Source organism: Thioclava sp. IC9 (assembly GCF_002213225.1).
GTDB classification, from domain to species: domain Bacteria; phylum Pseudomonadota; class Alphaproteobacteria; order Rhodobacterales; family Rhodobacteraceae; genus Thioclava; species Thioclava nitratireducens.
Genome location: NZ_NBNX01000001.1, coordinates 724,461 through 743,980, shown reverse-complemented (window position 1 = coordinate 743,980; position 19,520 = coordinate 724,461). Strand labels below are relative to the sequence as shown.

General features: G+C 64.6%; 20 protein-coding genes and 1 tRNA gene. 10 read left to right on the top strand and 11 right to left on the bottom strand.

All coding sequences use genetic code 11. The annotated features are described in order from the left end of the window. Positions 1–13: 13 nt before the first annotated feature. From eno to B6V76_RS03340, 5 genes are all read right to left on the bottom strand, one after another. A complete protein-coding gene (eno, locus tag B6V76_RS03360; RefSeq protein ID WP_075776599.1) occupies positions 14–1,288 on the bottom strand; it encodes a phosphopyruvate hydratase in 1,275 nt (424 codons plus the stop codon). Positions 1,289–1,392: 104 nt separating this feature from the next. Next, positions 1,393–2,289, bottom strand: coding sequence for a DMT family transporter (locus B6V76_RS03355; protein ID WP_075776598.1), 897 nt, complete (start codon positions 2,287–2,289; stop codon positions 1,393–1,395). A 66-nt stretch (positions 2,290–2,355) separates the two neighbouring features. Continuing rightward, positions 2,356–3,075 carry an endonuclease/exonuclease/phosphatase family protein gene (locus B6V76_RS03350; protein WP_088718728.1) on the bottom strand — a complete coding sequence of 240 codons (720 nt, stop codon included), beginning with the start codon at positions 3,073–3,075 and terminating at the stop codon, positions 2,356–2,358. 27 nt (positions 3,076–3,102) lie between these two features. Further along, positions 3,103–4,533 carry a protein adenylyltransferase SelO gene (locus B6V76_RS03345; RefSeq protein ID WP_088726662.1) on the bottom strand — a complete coding sequence of 477 codons (1,431 nt, stop codon included), beginning with the start codon at positions 4,531–4,533 and terminating at the stop codon, positions 3,103–3,105. A gap of 69 nt (positions 4,534–4,602) precedes the next feature. Then, entirely contained in the window at positions 4,603–5,703 is a 1,101-nt protein-coding gene (locus B6V76_RS03340; RefSeq protein ID WP_077701375.1) for an AI-2E family transporter, read from the bottom strand. A 179-nt stretch (positions 5,704–5,882) separates the two neighbouring features. Between B6V76_RS03340 and B6V76_RS03335 the strand changes: the two genes are divergently transcribed. The 4 genes from B6V76_RS03335 to B6V76_RS03320 all read left to right on the top strand — a co-directional run bounded on the left by B6V76_RS03335 (position 5,883) and on the right by B6V76_RS03320 (position 9,755). Continuing rightward, positions 5,883–5,972: transfer RNA gene (locus B6V76_RS03335), tRNA-Ser, on the top strand. 591 nt (positions 5,973–6,563) lie between these two features. Then, the gene (locus B6V76_RS03330) at positions 6,564–7,163 is read left to right on the top strand and encodes a hypothetical protein (RefSeq protein ID WP_088726661.1); all 600 of its coding nucleotides are present in this window, start codon (positions 6,564–6,566) and stop codon (positions 7,161–7,163) included. A 79-nt stretch (positions 7,164–7,242) separates the two neighbouring features. After that, positions 7,243–8,463, top strand: a complete 1,221-nt coding sequence (locus B6V76_RS03325) for a surface lipoprotein assembly modifier (RefSeq protein WP_088726660.1) — start codon at positions 7,243–7,245, stop codon at positions 8,461–8,463. A gap of 200 nt (positions 8,464–8,663) precedes the next feature. Next, on the top strand, positions 8,664–9,755 hold the full coding sequence (locus B6V76_RS03320; protein ID WP_088726659.1) for a LuxR C-terminal-related transcriptional regulator: 1,092 nt from the start codon (positions 8,664–8,666) through the stop codon (positions 9,753–9,755). Between the two features lie 36 nt (positions 9,756–9,791). Here B6V76_RS03320 and B6V76_RS03315 read toward each other — a convergent pair whose 3' ends face one another. Then, complete coding sequence (locus B6V76_RS03315) at positions 9,792–10,994, bottom strand: aminopeptidase P family protein (protein ID WP_088726658.1); 1,203 nt, start codon at positions 10,992–10,994, stop codon at positions 9,792–9,794. Between the two features lie 461 nt (positions 10,995–11,455). Between B6V76_RS03315 and aroQ the strand changes: the two genes are divergently transcribed. Beyond that, a complete protein-coding gene (gene aroQ, locus B6V76_RS03310) occupies positions 11,456–11,893 on the top strand; it encodes a type II 3-dehydroquinate dehydratase (RefSeq protein WP_088718722.1) in 438 nt (145 codons plus the stop codon). Between the two features lie 161 nt (positions 11,894–12,054). Further along, complete coding sequence (locus tag B6V76_RS03305; RefSeq protein ID WP_088726657.1) at positions 12,055–12,654, top strand: DUF2927 domain-containing protein; 600 nt, start codon at positions 12,055–12,057, stop codon at positions 12,652–12,654. Here the strand turns inward: B6V76_RS03305 and B6V76_RS03300 are convergent, their stop codons facing one another. The 3 genes from B6V76_RS03300 to B6V76_RS03290 form a co-directional block, all read right to left on the bottom strand. Beyond that, positions 12,655–13,392 carry a sulfite exporter TauE/SafE family protein gene (locus B6V76_RS03300; RefSeq protein WP_088726656.1) on the bottom strand — a complete coding sequence of 246 codons (738 nt, stop codon included), beginning with the start codon at positions 13,390–13,392 and terminating at the stop codon, positions 12,655–12,657. 64 nt (positions 13,393–13,456) lie between these two features. Next, positions 13,457–14,410 carry an aldo/keto reductase gene (locus tag B6V76_RS03295; protein ID WP_088726655.1) on the bottom strand — a complete coding sequence of 318 codons (954 nt, stop codon included), beginning with the start codon at positions 14,408–14,410 and terminating at the stop codon, positions 13,457–13,459. Positions 14,411–14,429: 19 nt separating this feature from the next. Then, complete coding sequence (locus tag B6V76_RS03290; RefSeq protein WP_088718720.1) at positions 14,430–15,140, bottom strand: SDR family oxidoreductase; 711 nt, start codon at positions 15,138–15,140, stop codon at positions 14,430–14,432. Between the two features lie 228 nt (positions 15,141–15,368). Between B6V76_RS03290 and B6V76_RS03285 the strand changes: the two genes are divergently transcribed. Beyond that, positions 15,369–16,040 (top strand): phosphoribosyltransferase family protein, encoded by a 672-nt coding sequence (locus B6V76_RS03285; protein WP_088718719.1) that lies wholly within the window; start codon positions 15,369–15,371, stop codon positions 16,038–16,040. A 16-nt stretch (positions 16,041–16,056) separates the two neighbouring features. On the opposite strand, the gene B6V76_RS03280 is transcribed toward B6V76_RS03285, so the two are convergent. Together B6V76_RS03280 and B6V76_RS19835 are read right to left on the bottom strand one after the other, a co-directional pair. Further along, positions 16,057–16,482 (bottom strand): DUF2267 domain-containing protein, encoded by a 426-nt coding sequence (locus tag B6V76_RS03280; RefSeq protein WP_088726654.1) that lies wholly within the window; start codon positions 16,480–16,482, stop codon positions 16,057–16,059. Between the two features lie 155 nt (positions 16,483–16,637). Beyond that, positions 16,638–17,213, bottom strand: coding sequence for an Hsp20/alpha crystallin family protein (locus tag B6V76_RS19835; RefSeq protein WP_166504531.1), 576 nt, complete (start codon positions 17,211–17,213; stop codon positions 16,638–16,640). Positions 17,214–17,411: 198 nt separating this feature from the next. Here B6V76_RS19835 and B6V76_RS19830 point away from each other — a divergent pair, with 198 nt between their 5' ends. From B6V76_RS19830 to B6V76_RS03265, 3 genes are all read left to right on the top strand, one after another. Beyond that, positions 17,412–18,251 (top strand): universal stress protein, encoded by an 840-nt coding sequence (locus tag B6V76_RS19830; RefSeq protein WP_075776584.1) that lies wholly within the window; start codon positions 17,412–17,414, stop codon positions 18,249–18,251. An 8-nt stretch (positions 18,252–18,259) separates the two neighbouring features. Next, positions 18,260–18,706 carry a host attachment protein gene (locus B6V76_RS03270; RefSeq protein ID WP_075776583.1) on the top strand — a complete coding sequence of 149 codons (447 nt, stop codon included), beginning with the start codon at positions 18,260–18,262 and terminating at the stop codon, positions 18,704–18,706. Between the two features lie 106 nt (positions 18,707–18,812). Next, positions 18,813–19,178 carry a hypothetical protein gene (locus B6V76_RS03265; RefSeq protein ID WP_088726652.1) on the top strand — a complete coding sequence of 122 codons (366 nt, stop codon included), beginning with the start codon at positions 18,813–18,815 and terminating at the stop codon, positions 19,176–19,178. Positions 19,179–19,520 lie beyond the last annotated feature (342 nt).

Below are 19,520 nucleotides of genomic sequence, written 5' to 3'. Positions count from 1 at the left end.
CGTCAAGACGCGCTTAGCGCAGGATCGAACGACCCGCATATTCCGCGGTCTCGCCCAGCGATTCCTCGATGCGGATCAGCTGGTTGTATTTCGCGAGCCGGTCCGAACGCGCCAGCGAGCCGGTCTTGATCTGACCGCAGTTGGTGGCGACCGCGAGATCGGCGATGGTCGCGTCCTCGGTCTCGCCCGAACGGTGGCTCATCACGTTGGTGTAGCCTGCGCGGTGCGCCATATCGACGGCCTGCAGGGTCTCGGTAAGGGTGCCGATCTGGTTGACCTTCACCAGCATCGAATTCGCGACGCCCTGCTTGATGCCATCGGCCAGACGCGTCGGATTGGTCACGAAGAGATCGTCGCCCACCAGCTGCACCTTGTCGCCCAGACGCTCGGTCAGGAGCTTCCAGCCTTCCCAATCGTCCTCGGCCATGCCGTCTTCGATCGAGATGATCGGATAGGCCCCCAGCAGCTTCTCGAGATAGTCGACATTCTCTTCCGAGGTCAGCGACAGGCCTTCGCCCTTCATCTCGTATTTGCCGTTCTTGTAATATTCGGTCGAGGCGCAATCCATCGCGAGGTAGATGTCCTCGCCCGGCTTGTAGCCCGCTTTCTCGATCGACTTGAGAATGATGTCGAGCGCGGCCGTGGTCGAGCTGAGTTCCGGAGCAAACCCGCCCTCATCGCCCAGACCCGTGGACATGCCGCTGGCCGAGAGCTCTTTCTTCAGAGTGTGGAATACTTCCGAGCCCATGCGCACCGCGTCGCGGATATTGCCCGCCGAGACCGGCATGATCATGAATTCCTGGATGTCGATCGGGTTGTCGGCATGCTCGCCGCCATTGATGATGTTCATCATCGGCACCGGCAGGACGCGGGCCGAGGTGCCGCCGACATAACGGTAAAGCGGCAGGGTCGAGAAATCGGCGGCCGCTTTCGCGCAGGCGAGCGAGACGCCGAGGATCGCGTTGGCGCCGAGGCGGCCCTTGTTCTCGGTGCCGTCGAGTTCGATCATCGCGCGGTCGATCTCGACCTGCTCGGTGACGTCCTCGCCGACGAGGTTCTCCGCGATCTCGCCGTTCACGGCCATTACCGCTTCCAGAACGCCTTTGCCCATGTAGCGGGCCTTGTCGCCGTCGCGGCGCTCGACCGCCTCATGCGCGCCGGTGGAGGCGCCCGACGGCACGGCCGCACGGCCCATCGTGCCGTCTTCGAGGATGACGTCGACTTCGACGGTGGGGTTGCCACGGCTGTCGAGAATCTCGCGGGCGTGGATGTCGATGATGGTGCTCATGGGGGCGCTCTCCTCGGGCTCCGGTTGATGCTTGGCTAGGTGCATACACCCGTGCTGCGCCTGCGAAAAGGCCGTAAGGGCAATTTCTGGAAGAAATGTTACCGCTAACGGCGACCTTCCCTGCGCAGTTTCGCCTGCCGCCACAGCGCATAGAGGCCCGAGCCCACAATCACCGCCCCGCCGATCAGCGTCCAGCGATCCGGGGGCTCGGCGAAGACGACGGTCGAAATCACGACGGCGAAGGCGAGACGCGAATAGCGAAACGGCATGATCACCGCGATTTCGCCCAGCCGCACCGAGGCGATCAGGGCGTAATAGCCCACCGGCCCGATCGCGAGCGCGCCGAGCAGGTAAAGCCAATCCATCGGTGCGGGTGTGACGACCGGCTCTGGCAGCACGGCCAGCAGCAGGAGCCCCAGCGGCAACACGCAGAAGAAGCCGAGTGTCGCCACCTGCAGCGAGGTCACGTCGCGCGGCACGCGCCGCGTGGTGACATCGCGCATCGACAGGCCGATGACCGCGCCGACCGCGAGAAGTGAGAGCATCGAGAATTCGTCCGTGCCGGGCCGGATCACGATCATCACGCCGAGAAACCCGATCAGGATCGCCGAAAGCCTGCGCCAGCCGACCCGTTCCTTCAGAAAGATCGCGGCGCCGAGCGTGGTCGCAAGCGGAGTCGCCTGATGGATCGCGGTGGCTTGGGCGAGCGGCGTGAAAGCCACGGCGGAGACGAAGAATCCGGTGCCGACGATCTCGCCGGCGTTGCGCAGCCAGAGCGCAGAGGAAAGCAGCGAGCGGGTGAAGATGCGCTCGCCCTTCAGCTTGGCGAGCACCGCGAAGATCGTCGCGCCGCCAAGCCCCACGGCGGCGAGAATTTGCCCCACCGGCCAGTCGCCCGCGAGCATCTTGATGAACATATCCTCGAGCGCGAACCCCGCCATCGCGAGGATCATCAGCATCGAGCCGCGCAGATTGTCGTTCTCGGTGGGTTCGGGTGTCATGGGGCGCTCCTGACCGGATGGTCAAGGCCCACCTAGCGCGCCTGTGATCGGCCTTCAAGCAGGGTGTCAGGCGCGGGGATGCGCACGGGTGACGATACCGCCGATATCGGCCCAGATCGGCAGGTGATCCGAGGCCACGCGCGCCAGTGGCGTATCCAGCACACCCTTGCGCACCACGCGGATTCCCGGCGAGGTCACGATCCGGTCGAGCCGGCCGATCGGGGCGCGCGAGGGGTAGGTCGCGCCCGGCGCATGGATGTGAAAGCCGGTCAGCGCTTCAAAGCCGTGGCGTTCGCGCCATTCGTTGAAATCGCCGATGGCGAGTGCCGGATGCGGCTTCACCCCGGCCATGATCTCGGCGATCCGGGTCCATTGTGCGCGCCGGTCGCTCCGCCGCAGCCCAAGATGCGCTGCAATGAGCAGGAAGGGCGCGCCGCTGTCGGGGGCGATGTTCACCGCGATGGCGCCGCGCGGCTCGAGGCCGGGCAGGGTAACCGGCTCGATCCCCAGCACCCGGGAGCCACGCCGGACCAGCACGACCTGCCCATGCCAGCCCAGCGAGGCGGCTGTGGTGCGGGGCATGTCGTGGCGGATGAAATCGGTCTCTTCCTCGATCAGCTTTTGCGGCAGTGCCGCTGGCCGCTCGCCCATGCGCTTGTCGACTTCCTGCAAGGCGATCACATCGGCGTGCAGCGCATTGATAACGTTCACTATCCGCGCCGGGTCATGCTTGCGATCGGTCCCCACGCATTTGTGCAGATTGTAGGAAGCGATCCGAAGTGTCATTTTTCTGAGTGCCTTACAGGGTGATCTTCATGTCCCGCAGAAGGTCCGGAAGACCCGTTCGTCGGGCTTCGGGGCGTCTTCATACGAGGCGTAACGCGGATCTTCCGCATAGGGGTCCGCCAGCGCCTCCATAAGCCTGTGGAGCGGACCGTCATCACCATCGACCGCGGCCGCGATCATCTCCTCGACCCGGTGGTTGCGCGGAATGCGCAGCGGGTTCGCCATCTCCATGACGGCGCGCGGATCGTCTTCGCTCGCGATCCGCTTCTCCCATCCCTCGCGCCAGAGATCGAATGCCATCGGCTCTGTGAACTCTTGACCCGCCGTCTTAGGATCGCGCCGCAACGCACTGAAGACACGCGTGAAATCGGCTTTCTCGGTCGCCATGCGGTTCAACAGGTCCTCGATGAGCGGCAGGTCTTCCTCGGTCGCCCCAGCGAGGCCGATCTTGCGGCCCATCAGCCGCAGCCATTCGCCCTGATAGACGCCGATGAAGCTGTCGACGGCGGCACTCGCCCGTTCGATCGCCGCATCGTCGTCGCCGATCAGCGGCATCAGGCAGGTCGCGAATTGCGCAAGGTTCCAGACCGCCACTTGCGGCTGGCGCGCATAGGCGTAGCGGCCCTGTTGGTCGATGGAGGAGAAGACCCGCCCCGGATGGTAATGGTCCATGAAGGCGCAGGGGCCATAGTCGATCGTCTCGCCCGACAGCGCCATGTTGTCGGTGTTCATCACGCCATGAATGAAGCCGAGCGCCATCCATTTCGCGACGAGCTCGCCCTGCTTCGCCGCTACCGCACGCAGGACTTCGAGCGGTGTTTCACATTCCGGATAATGTCTATCTATCAACGTGGTGAGGAGCGTTCTTAATCCATCGCGATCATTGCGCGCCGCGAAATACTGGAAGGTGCCGACGCGGATATGGCTGCGCGCGACGCGGGTCAGGATCGCCCCGGGACGCCCCGAGGCATCGCGCACAACGGTTTCGCCCGTGCGCACGGCGGCGAGCGCGCGAGTCGTCGGCACGCCAAGCTTCGCCATCGCTTCGCTCAGGACATATTCGCGCAACACCGGACCGAGCCACGCCCGCCCGTCAGAGCGGCCACGCGAAAACGCGGTGCGCCCGGCGCCTTTCAGTTGCAGATCGAAGCGCACGCCATCGGGCGCGACCACTTCACCCAGCAGCACCGCACGCCCATCGCCCAGACGCGGCACGAAGCCACCGAACTGGTGACCCGCATAGGCCTGCGCGATCGGCTCCGCGCCCTCGGGCATCGTGTTGCCGGCCAGCATCTCGAGCCCTTGGGGGCCCTCCAGCCAATCGGCATCCAGGCCCAGACGGTCGGCAAGGTCGCGGTTCAGCAGCACCAGTTCCGGCGCTTTCACCGGTTGGGGCGGCTGACGCTCGAAGAACGTGTCGGGCAGGCGGGCATAGCTGTTGTCGAAGGGAATGGTCATGGCGTCTCCTTACCTCCCTATCTAAGCCTTGCGCCCTTCAATCCAATCCCCGTTGGCTGTCAGCGGCCTTCAATGTTCCATGTCCGGCAGACCTTCGCGCGACAGCAGCACCGCGAGCGGACGCAGACGCGGGCTTTGCGAACAGATGATCATCAGCGCCACCATGATCGGCACGGCGAGGAACATCCCCGGAAGCCCCCAGACCGCGCCCCAGAAGGCAAGCGAGATGATGATCCCGAAGCTCGACAGCCGCAGCGCATGGCCCATCAGCATCGGGTCGATCACGTTGCCGATCACGAATTGCAGGATGCCGACCGCGACGAGCACCGTGCCCGCCGTGTAGGGGTTCTGGGTCAGCACATAGACCGCGAGCGTCGCGATAACCGTCGCGATGATCGAGCCGATCGAGGGGATGAAGTTCAGTGCGAAGGTGATGATCGCAACCGGGAGCGCCAAGTCGAAGCCGCCCACGGTGAAGACGCCGTAGACCGCAATCGCCGTGACGGCGCTGACGATGGCTTTGACCAGCAGATAGTGGTTCACCCGGCGCATGATCGTGCCGACCATTCGCGCGATCCGCTCTGCGCTGGCGCGATCCCCCATCAGCGAGTTCAGCTTCGCGTCGAACCAGATACGCTCGGCGAACAGGAAGCCCACGAACAGAATGATCAGGATCGTGGCCGAAAGCAGGTTCGAGGCCTGACCCGCCAGGGTGGTCAGATACCCTGCGACCTGAATGCTCTGCATCGATTCCAGCACCGATTGCTCAACCTCGGGGCCCATCCAGCCGAAGAGTTGCGCGATCGCCTGCTGCGCGGGACCCGCATAGTTCAGCACCATCGTCACGACGGTGTTCACCTGCGAGATCAGCACCGCGCTCAGCGTGAGCAGCCCGCCCGCGATCAGCGCCAGTGCCACCAGCGACGCCAGACGCGGCGGGATCGAGACCGGCCCGATCCGGAGCCGCCCGACCGCATTGATCGCCTCGGAGGTCAGCGAGAATAGGATGATCGCGATGGCCAGAGAGATCAGGATGAATTTCGCCTGCACCATCAGGAACAGCGCCAGCGCGAAGGCGATGATGCCTAGAAGCACGTTGGTGAGCGCGCGCGGCTCGAATGCGCGCCCATCGATCAGGGCGGGGCGGCCCTCATCGGGAGTGTCCTTCATCTTCATCATCTTCCTGTGCCTGCCCCTGACGGGGGCGTAACCTGATTTTCTTATGCTAGGAGCCACCGGGCAGGCGCGCAAGCGCCGAACCCGCGTGTTTTCAGGGCTTTTTAATGTCCTTCGCATTATTCCGGATCGGCTCTTGCATCCCTCCCGGATTTGCGGATAAACCCGCCGGCGGAGCGGTGGCCGAGTGGTCGAAGGCGCACGCCTGGAAAGTGTGTAGGCGGGAAACCGTCTCGAGGGTTCGAATCCCTTCCGCTCCGCCATTACCCCCTTTCAAGCCCATGTTTTCAAGCGCCTAGCGAGGCTTTGCGCCGCAGTTTACGCTGCGCGGCGGGAGCCCGATCTCTCGCTTCGCGGGGGCCAGCGTCGACTCGCGCGTCATGGACGGGCGGGACGATGTTTGTGGTGAACGCTTCGCTGCAGAAGGCGCTGCAGTTCTGCTGATCCAGTTGGCGGGACTTGCTTCAGCGGTCGGGACGGAGCCGATGACGTTTTTCCTGGCCAGCATCGTCGGTGCATTCGAAGCGCGCCTTTCGCCGATGGCCCGTTGCGTTCTTTGCAATGCGCTCCGATCCGTCCCGTGCGCTGTGCGCAGTTTGTTCCGGGCGATGCCGGACATGGTCGAATGTCTCGAAACGCCGCGCCGTCCCATTCCTTCATCTCCGAGAAACCAAGGTTTACGCAGGTTTGCACGTTTTCGTGATTTCGGCACTGCGGAGGGCGCTCGGGCGCCAATTTCGCAGAACCCTATAAGTTCTCATAGGTTGCGAGCTTTCGGTGCCGTGACATGAAATGCGCGTGATCGGTTCGTGTGCTTGGGCCGTGACAAAACACCAAAAAATCGGGGTATTCTCATGACATTCAAACTCGCTCTCGCGGCGTCAGCCGCCTGTCTTGCGCTGGCTGCCTGCAACAGCAGCAACGGGTCTTCCGGGGCCTTGACCTCGGCAGAGGCCCAAAACGTCGATGCAACCTATAGTGATTATCAGGATCGGATCGGCGGCCCGACCATGACCGCGACTGCGCCCGAAGGGCAGGCCTCGATGTCGGGCTACATGGGCATCGACAAAGTCAATCCAGACGACGCCTCGACGACGGTAATCGGAAAATTGGCAATGGATGTCGATTTTGGCGCGGGAACGCTGACCGGCAAGGGAACGAACTTCGGCATCTACAGCGGCGACGTCCTGACGAAAGAAGCCGATGTGACGGGCTCGCTCGACGTTGCGGGCACGGTTACCGGCTCGACCATGGCCGCGACCGCGACGGGCACGATGTCGGATGGCACCTCGCCCGGCGCAGATTTCGATCTGAAAATGAACGGCGGCTTCTATACGGACGCCAACAACGGGAACGTGTTGACCGCCGTGGGTGACGTCTCCGGCACGATGACCGAGGCAGGCAGTGATCCTAACACCAATCTCGGCGGCGCCTATTACGCCACCGAGAATTGAGGCGGGGCTTTCCCTGCACAGGCCGGGCGTTCTGCGCCCGGTCTCTTTCCGTCTCGCCGAGAGGCAAACGACAAGCGCGATGCGATACCGTTCTTCCTTCCTCCTGATCTGGCTCGCCTTCGCGCTTGTCACCTCCACGCTCTTGCCGACGCGTAGCTTCGCCGAACAGACGGTTTCGGATTGGCTCGGCGTGGCGAATGCGCAGCTCGCGCAGGGCAAACCGGGGCGGGCGCTGCTGATTTTCGGCGAAATCGCGTCGCGCCATCCAGAATTTTCTCCGGCGCAGGCCGGGTTGCAGCAAAGCTTCAAGAAACTTGGCTCCGTGCGCCGTACCGAGGCGTTCCTGCGTTATGCGCTCGCCAAGGATCCAAAGCACGAAGGCGCGCTTCTCGCGGCGTGGCAGGCGCTCGATCGCGCGCATCCGCTGCGCTTCTCCGCCACCGCCTCGATCCTGCCGAGCAGCAATGTCGATCATGTCGCCTCGGAGCGTTACCTCGTGACAGATTTCGGGACCTTCCTGATCAAAGATGGCGGCAACGAGACCTCCGGCGTGGGGCTCGGCTATGGCGCCAATCTCGACTGGTTCATTCAGCCGCGCCCGGGTCATCGCATCCGGTTTCGCGCCTCTTATGCGGGGGCGTGGTACCACACTGCGACATTGCGTTATTCCGAGCCCGGCCTTGCGGTGCAATATGAGCATCTCGGCCGTCGCGGGCCCTGGTCGGTCGAGGCGTTCGTCCGCGACAGGCGCTATGGCGGCGGGTCGCAAGACATCACGTCGGACAATCTCACGCGCGGAGTCCGGTTCGCGAAGGCGTGGCGGTCCGTGGCGGGCGGGCGCACGGTTTTCCGGCTGGGCGGCGAATATGCCAGCTATGGCGAGAAGTCCTACCTGAGCGGGCCGAGATATTACGTCGATCTCGCACGCCGGACGCGGGTGGGGCGGCGCGGTGCCCTGAGCTATGGCCTGAGGCTGGAGCGCGCCGTGCCCCGGACGGACTATCACCGCTATTCCGGCGCCGAATTGCGCGTGGGTTTCGAGCGCCCCTTGATCGCGGGCGTACGGGGCGGGCTGTCGCTCAGCTATGGCGAGCGCCGCTATGATGCCGCCTTTCCGATCGTCGGCGTGCATCGCCGCGACCGGGCCGCAAGCCTCGGTCTGAGCCTGGAGTTGAAGCGGGTGAAAGTCCTCGGTCAAACGCCCAGAATTTCTTGCACGGCGCGGCGCACCCGGTCGAATGTCGCGCTCTACACGACGAACTCGGTCGATTGCGCTTTTTCCCTCAAGCTTGATTTTTGAGGAAGAGTCGGTGCTTTATGTCAAAAAACATAATCGGTGAGCATTTCAGCTTCGTCGCAGTCGGGTGCAGGCTCGACGGTCCGATTGGCGGTTGTTTGAAAAGTTTGGGGGGCCAATGCCGGGTTCGTTTCTGCGCGTCGTTTTTCAAGAAACGCACATCATGTCACCAATGGTCCGCCCGCGACGACTGACCTGATCCGATGTCACATCTCATATCGCATCACGAGATCTACGACGCCGCGCTTGACGACGAGTTGTTCACGTTGCTGCCCAGCATGATGGCGCGGGAGATCGACATTCCCTCCGCGGTCTTCATCTGGCTCCATCCCGGCGACTATCGCGAAATTACCGCCGGAACCCAGGCGGAGGCCAATCTCGACTACAATTCCTTCGAGGGGCACGACCCATGGTTGGCCCATGGCACGCCGGAGAAGTGTGGAACAGGGCTGTTTCGTTTGTCGGACCACGTGAGCGCGCAGGAGTTCGAACGCAGCGAAATGTATAACGATTTCATCGTGAAGAACGGTGTCGATCGCTACTGGTGTCTCGCGATGATGCAGAGCACCCGCGACGGTTTGGTCGCCACGGCGTTCCACAAGGGCAAGCGCGGTGGGGATTTCACCGACCCCGAGATGAAGACTCTCGGCGCGCATGTCCAGGATCTGGGGCGGCTGCACAAGATCCGTCGGGAGCTTCATCGCGCCAGTATCCAGCAGGTCACCGCGTCTGATAACAGCCTGCTCGATGACGCGCCGATTTTAGAGCTCGACCACGAGGGCCGCCTTGTGCGGATGAACGGGATGGCGGAGACGCTGATAGAAATCCACCCGCTTCTCGTGCTGAATTTCCAGCGTGTGCTGCGGGCGCGCGGGGCGGCGCAACCTGCCTTGCGCCGAGCGATCGGACGGGCGACCGATGCTGGTAAAAGCGCGGCGGGCTCGCTCGATCTGCCGCAGATGCGTGGGGCGGACGGGCGGATCATTCCGAGGCTGCGACTGAACCTTCTGCCGCGCACAGATGGCGGGCGCCGGGTCCTCGTCATCGTCACGAGCGAGGAAGAGACAGCCCTTCGCGATCTGGTGGATGCACCGCGCGACAGGATTCACCTGACCCCGCGCGAGCGCGATGTCCTGCACGGGATGATCCGCGGCCGCAGGCGCGATCAGCTGGCCCATGACCTCGATCTGGCCATGCCGACAATCGATATGCACAGCGCCAACCTGCGCCGCAAACTCGGCGCCCGGACGATCGCCGAAGCCGTGGCGATCGCATTGCGCTTCGGGCTTTTGTAGCGCGCGGGCAGCCGGGCCGCCCACGTGCCGGTCACATCATCCCACCACGTTGAACTCCGGCCCGTAGGGGTAGCCTGTGATGTCCTCGTTGCCGTTCTCGGTGATCACGAGGATGTCGTGCTCACGATAGCCGCCCGCGCCCGGCTGGCCCTCGGGGATCGTCAGCATCGGCTCCATCGAGATCACCATTCCGGGCTCCAGCACCGTGTCGATATCCTCGCGCAACTCCAGCCCCGCTTCGCGCCCGTAGTAATGCGACAGCACGCCGAAGCTGTGGCCATAGCCGAAGGTGCGATATTGCAGCAAGTCACGCTCGGCGAAGAAGGCATTGATAGTCTCGGTCACCTCGGCGCAACTCGCCCCGGGTTTCAGAAGGCTCATCCCGTATTCATGGGCGGCGACATTCGCCTCCCAGATCGCGCGCGAGGCGTCGTCAACCTCGCCCACGAACAGCGTGCGCTCTAGCGCCGTGTAATAGCCTGAAATCATGGGGAAGGTGTTGAGCGACAGGATATCGCCGCGCTGCAAAACGCGCCCCGTCACCGGGTTATGCGCGCCGTCGGTATTGATGCCCGACTGGAACCATACCCAGGTATCGCGATACTCGGCGTCGGGAAATCGCCTGGCGATTTCCAACTCCATCGCGTCGCGGCCCGCCATCGCCACGTCGATCTCGCGCACGCCTTCGCGGACTGTCTCGCGGATAGCATAGCCACCCACGTCCGCGACCGCGGCCCCTTGCCGGATCAGGGCGATCTCGGCGGGCGATTTGTGCATCCGTTGCCGCATCGTGGCGGGGGCGATGTCGCGGGTCTCGGTCGGCTCGAGGAAATCCTGCAGAAGCGCCGCCTGCGCAAGCGTCAGGTGATCGGACTCGATGCCCAGCACGCGGCGTTTGCCGGTGACGGAGGCGATCGCGCGCCAGTAATTGTTCCGCGCCCAGTCGGTATAGGTGATATTGTCGCCATGGCCGCGCCGCCACGGTTGCGCGGCATCGATCCCCGCCGAGATCGTCACGCTGTCGCTTGGCGTCACGACCAGCGCGTAGGGCCGCCCAAAGGCGCAGTATAGAAAGCCCGAGTAATAGGCGATGTTATGCATCGAAGTGAACAGGCAGGCATCAATGCCCGCTTGGCTCATCGCCGCGCGGAGACCCGCGAGCCGCGCCTCGTATTCGCTGGCAGCGAAGGGCAGGATGCGCTCGCCTTGGTGAAATCGGTAAAAAGCAGGACGGTCCATCGGCACTCTTCCTTATCAGAGGCCGCAACGCGCCGAGGGACGATCTTCCCCCGTCGCGCGCTGCGACAAAGCAAGATCCCGGCGTACAGGACGGGTGATCGGGCGGGCGCGCAACGCGCTGGCGACGCCATCGCCTTCAGCCCTCGCCGACAGAGTGGGCGAAAACGGCCCCGCTGCCAAGTCCTTGGCGGCCGCTACGTGCGATTTGTTTTCGCACGCTGGACGGGGGCGGAGTGGCCATCGCATTGGTCGCGCGACATCCGCCGCCGCAACTGTTCAGCAAGGCCGAGGCGGGGATCTAGGATGCGCTTGCGGATGTCGTGGTGTCAGCGACCGCTCGCCGCCGCAACCGATCACGCCCTTTTGCTGGACGGAGGGCCGCGCAAGGCACTATAGCTTGGGGAAATTGATCCGCGCGAGGGGCAGGGCGCGCCTGCCTCACGCGCCACTCGGAGCGCAGAATGTCGAAGACAATCCATATCCTCAACGGCCCGAACCTGAACCTTCTGGGCAAGCGCCAGCCCGAGATCTACGGCTCGGACACGCTCGAGGACGTGGAGCGGATTTGCCGCGAGGAGGCGCAGCCCCGCGGCTTCGATGTCGCGCTGTTCCAGTCGAATTTCGAGGGCGAAATCGTCGAGCAGATCCACCATGCGCGCGACGAGGCCTGCGCCATCGTGATCAATGCGGGGGCCTATACCCACACTTCCGTCGCGATCCTCGACGCGCTCAACACTTTCGAAGGCCCGGTCTTCGAAGTGCATATTTCCAATGTTCACAAGCGGGAAAGCTTCCGCCATCATTCCTACATCTCGCAACGGGCGGAGGGGGTTCTGGCAGGCTTCGGGATCGAGGGTTACGCGCTCGCAACCCGCCGCGCCTGTTCGGTTCTGAGTTAAGAGGGGACTTTAAGATCGGTCTGCAAGCGTTTGAGAAAAGACTTAGAATTGCGTTCGCGCTGATCCCGGGCGCGACCTGCCTCGCACTTGCACTCAACCTTGCGGCCCCCGCCTGGGCGACCGACACCGGCGGCGACCGGAACATCGCCAATTCCGGCAAGATGAGCGACCGCGACTTCTATCGCGCCATGGCCTGCGCCGCGCGGCCTGGGGGCGCCTGCACCTTGCCCTACCGCCGCTGGTCGGCCAGCAAATGCCGCGATCTGACGGTTGGCCTCGCCTTCCGCTCACAGCATTTTCCAGCCAAGCGCGCCCATGCCATCGAACAGGCCGCCCGTGCCGCGATCGCGCAGGTCAACAAGACCGGCGCTGCGTTGCACCTTAGCTATGCCGGGGCGCGTCCCGCCGATATCAAGCTCTACCTGACCGACACGCCCGTGGGCGGCACGGTGCGCGGTACACCATCGATGCGGCTCAATGGTCGGCGACTGGGACCGGGCACGGTCGCGAAGGTGACCTTCTACTGGCAGACCAACACGGGCCGGATCATGGATGCCGATATCGCCTTCAGCCGGGACATCCAGATGCGCGATATCCGCTCGGTCGTGCTGGAAGAGATCGTGCAATCGCTCGGTTTCTCGACCGATCTGGAAGATCCGTATTACACCCAAAGCTCGATTTTCTCTGAGGACGGGAATTCGGTCACGCGGCTGATCGGGCAGGACGCGATGGCGCTGCGCAGCCATTACCCGCCGCGCTGATCACATCACCTGCGTCGCGCCGCGGATCAGCAGCAGGACCGACAGCACTGCCAGCATGATCTGGATAACCCGCATGTAGAGTTGCTGCGACAGCCGCGCGGTCAGCCAACGCCCCGCAACGGTTCCTGCGATCCCCGCCACGGCCAGCCCCGCGACAAGGGGCCAGTTCAGCCCGTCGAGCTGACCGATCACCCAATAGGCGGGCAGTTTCACGATATTTCCGATGGCGAAGGCGATGGCGATTGTGCCCGCGAATTCCAGCTTGGGCAGCTTCTGCGGCAGCAGGTAGGCCTGCGCAGGCGGCGAGCCGGAATGGGTGATGAAGCTCGCGATCCCGGTCAGCGTGCCCCAGAACAGCCCCGGGATCACCTTGGCCTCGGCCTGGCTGTCATCATGCCGTTTCAGCCAGGCGCGCCCGACATGCCATATCCCGATCAGCCCGGTGAAGATGAGCAACGCCCATTCCGGCGTGTAGGGCGTGATCACGGTCGCGATGGCGACGCCGGCAAGCATCGCGGGCACGAGAATGAACAGGTTCCGCCTGGAAAAATGGTGACGGTAGAGCCAGACGCCCACCCAGTCGGTCACGATATAGACCGGCAGTAGCGTGGCTGCCGCCTTCACCGGGTTCATGAACAGCGCGAGCATTGGCACCGCGATGGCCGCAGCGGACGACAGCCCTCCCTTCGACATGCCGACGACCAGCGCCGCGACGATCAGCAAAATGGTTTCATACATGTGAACGGCGTCCGGGCAGGAGGGGAGAAGCGGGCGGCCCGGCGGGCCACCCGAAAGAAGGCGATCAGGCGCCCGCGTCTGTGAGGCGGCGCATCTCTTCGTCGCTGAGCGTCATCTCCGCGGCCTTCGCGAAGCTTTCCACCTGCTCGATGCTGGTAGCGCTGGCGATCGGGGCGCTGACGCCCTCCCGGTTGATCAGCCAGGCGATGGCCACCTCGGCGGGTTTCGCGCCTTTCTGGCTCGCCACGTCTTCGAGCACGTCGAGAAGCGCCATGCCACGATCGGTGAGGTATTTCTCGACCATCCCGCCGCGCTTGCGGCCTTCCAGATCGGCTTTCGAGCGATACTTGCCCGACAGGAACCCGGCGGCGAGCGAGAAATAGGTGACCACCCCGATAGTCTCGCTCACACAGAGATCGCGCAACGGCCCGTCGAAAGCCTCGCGGTCATAAAGGTTATATTCCGGCTGGATCACCTGATAGCGCGGCAGCCCCTCGCTATCGGCAGTCTCCAGCGCCGCTTTCAGCATGGCGGCATCGTAATTCGACGCTCCGATCGCGCCGATCTTGCCCGCTTTGAGAAGCTTGTCATAGGCGCCCAGCGTCTCGGCATGGCTCACGCTGTCATCGGGCCAATGCGAGAAATAGAGATCGACGTGATCGGTGCGCAGCCGCGCCAGCGACCGGTCGATGGCTTTGGAAATCCACTCCGCGCCGAGGCCTTTCTCGTCCGGGCCGCCCATATCCGAGCCGACCTTGGTGAACAGCTTCACCTTGTCGCGCATTCCGGGGCGTGCGTCGAACCAGCGGCCAAGAACCGTCTCGGACTCGCCGCCCGCATTGCCCTCGGCCCATTTCGAATAGACATCGGCGGTGTCGATCGCGTCGAAGCCGTGGTCGATGAAAGCGTCGAGAATGCGGAAGCTTGCGACCTCGTCGAGCGTCCAGCCGAAGACATTGCCACCGAAGACGATGGGGGCGATCTCGAAGCCGGTCGTTCCGAGAGCTGTGCGTTTCATGGGAGGTCCTTTCGCTTGCTCAGACCAGCAGCCCACCACCTTCGACGAAGACGGTGGTGCCGGTCATGTAAGGGTTGTCCATCAGGGCGAGCGCCTGAATCGCGATATGCTCGGGCAGGCCCACGCGACCCGCAGGAAGGCGGTCCGCGGCATTGTCGAACATCGCGCGGCGGCTGTCGCCTTCAAGGGTCTCGTACATCTCGGTTTTCACCAGCCCGGGAGAGATGCAGTTAACCCGCACCGGCGCGAATTCCAGCGCGAGGCCACGGGTCAGCCCCTCGAGGCCGGCATTGATCGCGCCCTGGATCGCCGCGCCCGCCTTGGGCCGCTGCGACAGAAAGCCCGAGGTGAAGGTGAGCGAGCCGCCGTGGCCGATCTTCGCCGCACGAGCGAGCCGATAAGCGCCCCAGAACTTCGACTCGAACGAGGCCTGCGCGTCCTCCAGCGGCAACTCCTTCACCGCCGCGACCTTGGTGCTGGCTGCCGAGCAGTAGACATGTTCCCACGCTTCGCGCTCCGCGAAAAACGCCTCCAGCGCGGCGGCGTCGCCGGTATCGAGCGTGACGCCCGCGACGTTGCCGCCCAGCCGTTTGCAGGCATCCTCGATCTTCTGAGCCGAGCGGGAGGCGATGGTCACCTGCGCGCCGCGCGCGAGCGCCGCCTGCGCCACGCCGAAGCCGATGCCGGACGAACCGCCGACGACGAGAATGCGGTTGTCTTTCAAACTCATGACGATGGTCTCCTCCTGTCGGGCCCGCGGTGAGGGCGGGGCGGTCTGCGCTTCAAATCGACTTAGGGCCCTGCGCGAGATCGTCCCGAAATTCTTTGCGCCGGGCGCGGGCTGCGCAAGACCCAGCAGAGCGAAAACAAATCCGCCCTCGTTGTTCGAAATCAATGCCACGGGCCGGAGGGCACGGCAGGCTTACGGTCGAATACGCCCCTGCAGAGGCTCATCCGGATGTCCGATTTCGAAGGTTACACCGACCGGAGGGAGGCGGGGATCATCCTCGCCCGAAAGCTAGACGCCTATCGCGGGCGCGACGCGGTGGTGCTTGCCCTGCCGCGCGGTGGGGTGCCGATCGCGTGGGAGATCGCGGAGCGTCTCGATCTGCCGCTGGACCTCGTCTTCGTGCGCAAGCTCGGCGCGCCCAGCAATCCCGAAGTGGCGCTTGCAGCGATCGCGGGTCTTCGCGGCGAGGTGATCGTGCGCAACGCGGACGTGATCCGCGCCACCGGCTGCGACGCGGCGACGCTGGAGCGTCTCGCAGCCCGCGAACGCGAGGTGATCGCGGACCGGATCAAGCTTTACGGGGCCCCGGGGCTGCCGCTGGCCGGGCGGGTCGCGATCCTTGTGGATGATGGGGTGGCCACGGGGGCCACGATGCGCGCGGCGTTGCGGGCAGTGCGCGCCGCCGGTCCAGCCGAGCTGGTCTGTGCGACCCCGGTCGGCGCCACCGACGCGTTGGAGGCGATCCGCACCGAGGCCGACCGCGTGGTCTGCCCGCTCGAGGTGGAATTCTTCGGGGCGGTCGGGGCCTATTACACCTATTTCGATCAGGTGCCGGACGCCGAGGTCACGCAAATTCTCGCGAAGGCGCGGGCGCGCCCCTTGGGCAAGGATCCGGCATAGCGGCCCAGCGGCGCGATCAGGCCAGGAGGCTGCGCAACGAATGACGCATCGCCTGCGTCACCTGCCGGTATTCGCCCTCGGAAATCCGCTCGTGCAACAGATCGAACACCGCCGCCACCTCCGCTTCGGGATCGTCGAGCGGGCGGTCTGCGAACGCCTCCGTGACCCTCGCCACGAAGGCATCGCGAATGCGCGGATGCGCGGGCTGGCGGGAGGGCACGAAACCGTCATAGTAGATGCCGCGCAGCAACACTGGAAGCTGCGCCCCGAGATCGGCCGCTTCCGCGGTGGTCAGGAAATCGCGGATCGCATGCAAGGTGGTACGCAGCAGCAGATAGGCGTGGCTGCGATCCTTGTTGTCCAGACGATATTCCAGATCGTTGAGCCATTCCGCCACGATTTGCGGGGCGTGGTCGATGGCGCTCAGGCCGGTCACTTTCATCGGTCGAACCTCCCGGTCGAAGTACTGAAGACACCGCCTCAGCTTTGGATACTCGCGAGATATTCCGCGATCAGCAGGATTGTCCTTCCAGATTTGGGGCGGCCCCGCGCGCCTAACGGTTGCGGCGCACGGGGCAAGCCTCTGGTCATGCGCAATTATTGCGCCTTGACCGCGATGCGGCGGTCTTTTTCGCGCGCTTCGGTGGTTTTCGGCAGGGTCACGGTCAGAACCCCGTCGCTCAGAACCGCGTCGATGCGGTCTGGATCGACCCCGCGCGGCAAGGTGATCGTGCGTTCGAGCCTGCCGGAGCTCCGCTCCTGCACGACGTAATCGCCCTCATGCGTCTCGCGCTTGCTGGAGCTTTCTCCGCGGATCTTCAGGCGTCCGTCGTCGAGCTTGAGCTCAATCTCCTCGGGCTTGAGCCCGGGCATGTCGACGCGCAGCTCATAGCTCCCGTCATTCGCGACGAAATCCATCGCGGGCGCGGAGAGCGAAAGGTCGCCGAAGCCCGACGGCAGGGTCAGGGCGCGCGGCCATCCGGCTCCGGGACGCGCAAAGTCGTCGAACAGGCGGTCGATCTCGGAACGCAGCATCGCGAAGACATCGCGCCCCCGCGCGGGCGGGGCGGCGCTGGAGGCTGGAGGTTTCGCCGGTGTTTCGGCGCTCGGGGGCTTGCTGGTCGGCGGGGCGCTCTCGTGCTTGACGCCGATCTCGGTGGCTTGTGGTGTCATGCTGGATCTCCCATGCGAAGTGTCTTGGTAGAACGCCATCGAAGCTGTCACGACCGGTGCGGCTTGCGCATTGACGGCGCGCATAGGGGGCGCGGCGGACCGATGGTTCCGAACCGCTCCGACGTTGCGCGCGATCAATGCCGCATCGCCCGCAGCGGCGCAGTCTCGGCGCGATGCCAGCCACTCAGGAGCCCGAAGATGATTCCGCGCACCGTTGCCGCCGCCTTTCTCGAGACCGACGACGCCCGATGGCTCGCCCCGATGACGGCCGGGTTGTGTCGCGGTTTCAACGCCCATCTGATCGGGGTGCATGGCGTCGAGCCGCTGCCGCTGTTGGGGGGCGATCTGGCAAGCGATCCGATTATCTACCCCGAATTCCTCGACTGGCAGCGCAAGGAGGCCGCCGCGATCCGCGAGACCTTCGAGCACGCGCTGACGGCGGAGGATGTGCAGGGAGAGTTCCGCAGCCCGGTCGACACGCGCGACGCGCTGGTCGACTTCCTCGTAGATAGCTGCCGCGCCGCCGATCTGGTCGTCTCGGCGCGGGTGCCGCCCCATGCCGGCCGCGCGAGCGACATCCGTCTGCAGGAGCAACTGATCCGCCAGACCGGACGTCCGGTGCTGGTGGTGAGCGAGACCGCAAAGCTGGAGCGGCCCGCGCGGCACGTTCTTCTCGGTGTTTCCTGCAGCCGCGAGGCGATGCGTGCGGCGCATGACATGCTCTATCTTGCGGCCAGCGGTGCGCGGATCGATCTGCTCTCGGTGTCGCCCTCCGGGGGAGAGCGGCAGGCGGTCGACGATCTTCGCGACGATCTGGCGACGGCGCTCGACCGGCGCGGATATGACGTGACGCTTCTCGACCGGATGAAAACGACGTCGGAGGCGGGCGACGAGTTGCTGCATACCGCGCGCGAACGCGGCGCCGAGCTGATCGCCGTCGGCGCGTTCGGTCATTCGCGCCTCTATGATTTCGTGATCGGCGCGGTGACGACGCGCCTGTTGGAGACTTCCCATCTGCCGGTGCTGTTTTCGAAATAGGTGAGCCGATGCCCCAGCCGAAGAAAATCGAATGGATCGTGGTGATGAACTCTGCCAGCGCGCATGTGCTAGCCGATGCCGAGGGCCATGCGCTGGTCTTCGAGCTTGAATCGCCACATGCACGCCCGCGCGACCGAGACCGCGACCGGGCCGGGCGCAGTTTCGCGATCGGATCGCCCGGGCGGCGGGCCGCGATGGCGCCGCATGGTGATCCGAGCCATGTTCAGGAACTCGCCTTCGCCCGCGATCTGAGCGACCGCCTCGAACGCAGCCTTGGGGAGGGGGAGTTCGACACGCTCGTCCTCGTCGCGCCGCCACGCATGCTCGGTGCGATGCGCGAGGCGATGCCCGATTCCCTCGCGGCGCGCGTGAGCCGCGAAATCCGCTCTAACCTTGCGAGCCTTTCGCCGAACCAGTTCCGCGAAAAACTGCAGGAGGCGCTGAAGGTGACGTGACCCGCGCATTTGCATTTTGCAGTGACAGCGATCAATGCGCGCCGCCTCGCGGCTTCGCATCCTGACCCTGCCGCACGGAGTCGAACCCGATCAGAGGAGAAGTGTCATGGCCAAGTCTTCCAGCGAAGACACGCCCGACCGCGCCGATATCAAGGAACACGAGCGTCTGGCAGTCGAGGCGATCCGCTCCGATCTCGAAGATCTGCGCGAGGATGTGACGGAACTGGCGCAGGCGCTGCGTCGTCATGGCCGGTTGCGGGCCAGCGATCTTGGCGCCGAAGCGACGCGGCGCGGCCACGAGTTCGTGGAAGATGCCCGCGACGCGGTCTTCGAGATGCGCGAGGCGCTCACCGAGGCGCAGCACGACCTGCGCCGCAGCGTGCGCAGCCATCCCGTGCCGTGGGCCGGGGTGCTGCTGGGGATGGTGGGGACCGGGCTGCTGGTCGCCCTGCTGATGGAGCGACGCAATTGAGAGTTGGCGGCATGGGAACGGGTGCAGGCCGCGCGGGCGGTTGGGGTCGATAAAACGACACTGCTTGCAGGTCTGTTGGGGGGAGTAGCGCGCGTTTCCACATCGGAAGCGCGCGCTGCGCATTCTGGGGTCGAGTTCCACCGCGCACAACGTCCGTATACTCGCGTCCCGTCCAACCGGTGATTTTCCGACATGTCTCGCGCCAGGGCTCCGACCGGCTCAACGGCTTTGGCGAGGGGCCGATGATCACGCGGCGCTCAAGGTTAATTGCCCGCGCCCCGTTTCGTTGCTTGATCACGGTCAAAGACAGAACCGGCAGGGCGAAGGGATCATGGCGTACCT

Excerpts from the sequence above, each read along its gene's own strand:
- B6V76_RS19835 (WP_166504531.1), bottom strand. The coding sequence starts at position 17,213 with ATGACACCACAAGCCACCGAGATCGGCGTCAAGCACGAGAGCGCCCCG.
- B6V76_RS03300 (WP_088726656.1), bottom strand. The coding sequence starts at position 13,392 with ATGTATGAAACCATTTTGCTGATCGTCGCGGCGCTGGTCGTCGGCATG.
- B6V76_RS19830 (WP_075776584.1), top strand. The coding sequence starts at position 17,412 with ATGATTCCGCGCACCGTTGCCGCCGCCTTTCTCGAGACCGACGACGCC.
- B6V76_RS03290 (WP_088718720.1), bottom strand. The coding sequence starts at position 15,140 with ATGAGTTTGAAAGACAACCGCATTCTCGTCGTCGGCGGTTCGTCCGGC.
- B6V76_RS03265 (WP_088726652.1), top strand. The coding sequence starts at position 18,813 with ATGGCCAAGTCTTCCAGCGAAGACACGCCCGACCGCGCCGATATCAAG.
- B6V76_RS03280 (WP_088726654.1), bottom strand. The coding sequence starts at position 16,482 with ATGAAAGTGACCGGCCTGAGCGCCATCGACCACGCCCCGCAAATCGTG.
- B6V76_RS03345 (WP_088726662.1), bottom strand. The coding sequence starts at position 4,533 with ATGACCATTCCCTTCGACAACAGCTATGCCCGCCTGCCCGACACGTTC.
- B6V76_RS03355 (WP_075776598.1), bottom strand. The coding sequence starts at position 2,289 with ATGACACCCGAACCCACCGAGAACGACAATCTGCGCGGCTCGATGCTG.
- B6V76_RS03305 (WP_088726657.1), top strand. The coding sequence starts at position 12,055 with ATGAGCGACCGCGACTTCTATCGCGCCATGGCCTGCGCCGCGCGGCCT.
- B6V76_RS03350 (WP_088718728.1), bottom strand. The coding sequence starts at position 3,075 with ATGACACTTCGGATCGCTTCCTACAATCTGCACAAATGCGTGGGGACC.
- B6V76_RS03295 (WP_088726655.1), bottom strand. The coding sequence starts at position 14,410 with ATGAAACGCACAGCTCTCGGAACGACCGGCTTCGAGATCGCCCCCATC.
- B6V76_RS03330 (WP_088726661.1), top strand. The coding sequence starts at position 6,564 with ATGACATTCAAACTCGCTCTCGCGGCGTCAGCCGCCTGTCTTGCGCTG.
- B6V76_RS03285 (WP_088718719.1), top strand. The coding sequence starts at position 15,369 with ATGTCCGATTTCGAAGGTTACACCGACCGGAGGGAGGCGGGGATCATC.
- B6V76_RS03320 (WP_088726659.1), top strand. The coding sequence starts at position 8,664 with ATGTCACATCTCATATCGCATCACGAGATCTACGACGCCGCGCTTGAC.
- B6V76_RS03340 (WP_077701375.1), bottom strand. The coding sequence starts at position 5,703 with ATGAAGGACACTCCCGATGAGGGCCGCCCCGCCCTGATCGATGGGCGC.
- eno (WP_075776599.1), bottom strand. The coding sequence starts at position 1,288 with ATGAGCACCATCATCGACATCCACGCCCGCGAGATTCTCGACAGCCGT.
- B6V76_RS03325 (WP_088726660.1), top strand. The coding sequence starts at position 7,243 with ATGCGATACCGTTCTTCCTTCCTCCTGATCTGGCTCGCCTTCGCGCTT.
- B6V76_RS03270 (WP_075776583.1), top strand. The coding sequence starts at position 18,260 with ATGCCCCAGCCGAAGAAAATCGAATGGATCGTGGTGATGAACTCTGCC.
- aroQ (WP_088718722.1), top strand. The coding sequence starts at position 11,456 with ATGTCGAAGACAATCCATATCCTCAACGGCCCGAACCTGAACCTTCTG.
- B6V76_RS03315 (WP_088726658.1), bottom strand. The coding sequence starts at position 10,994 with ATGGACCGTCCTGCTTTTTACCGATTTCACCAAGGCGAGCGCATCCTG.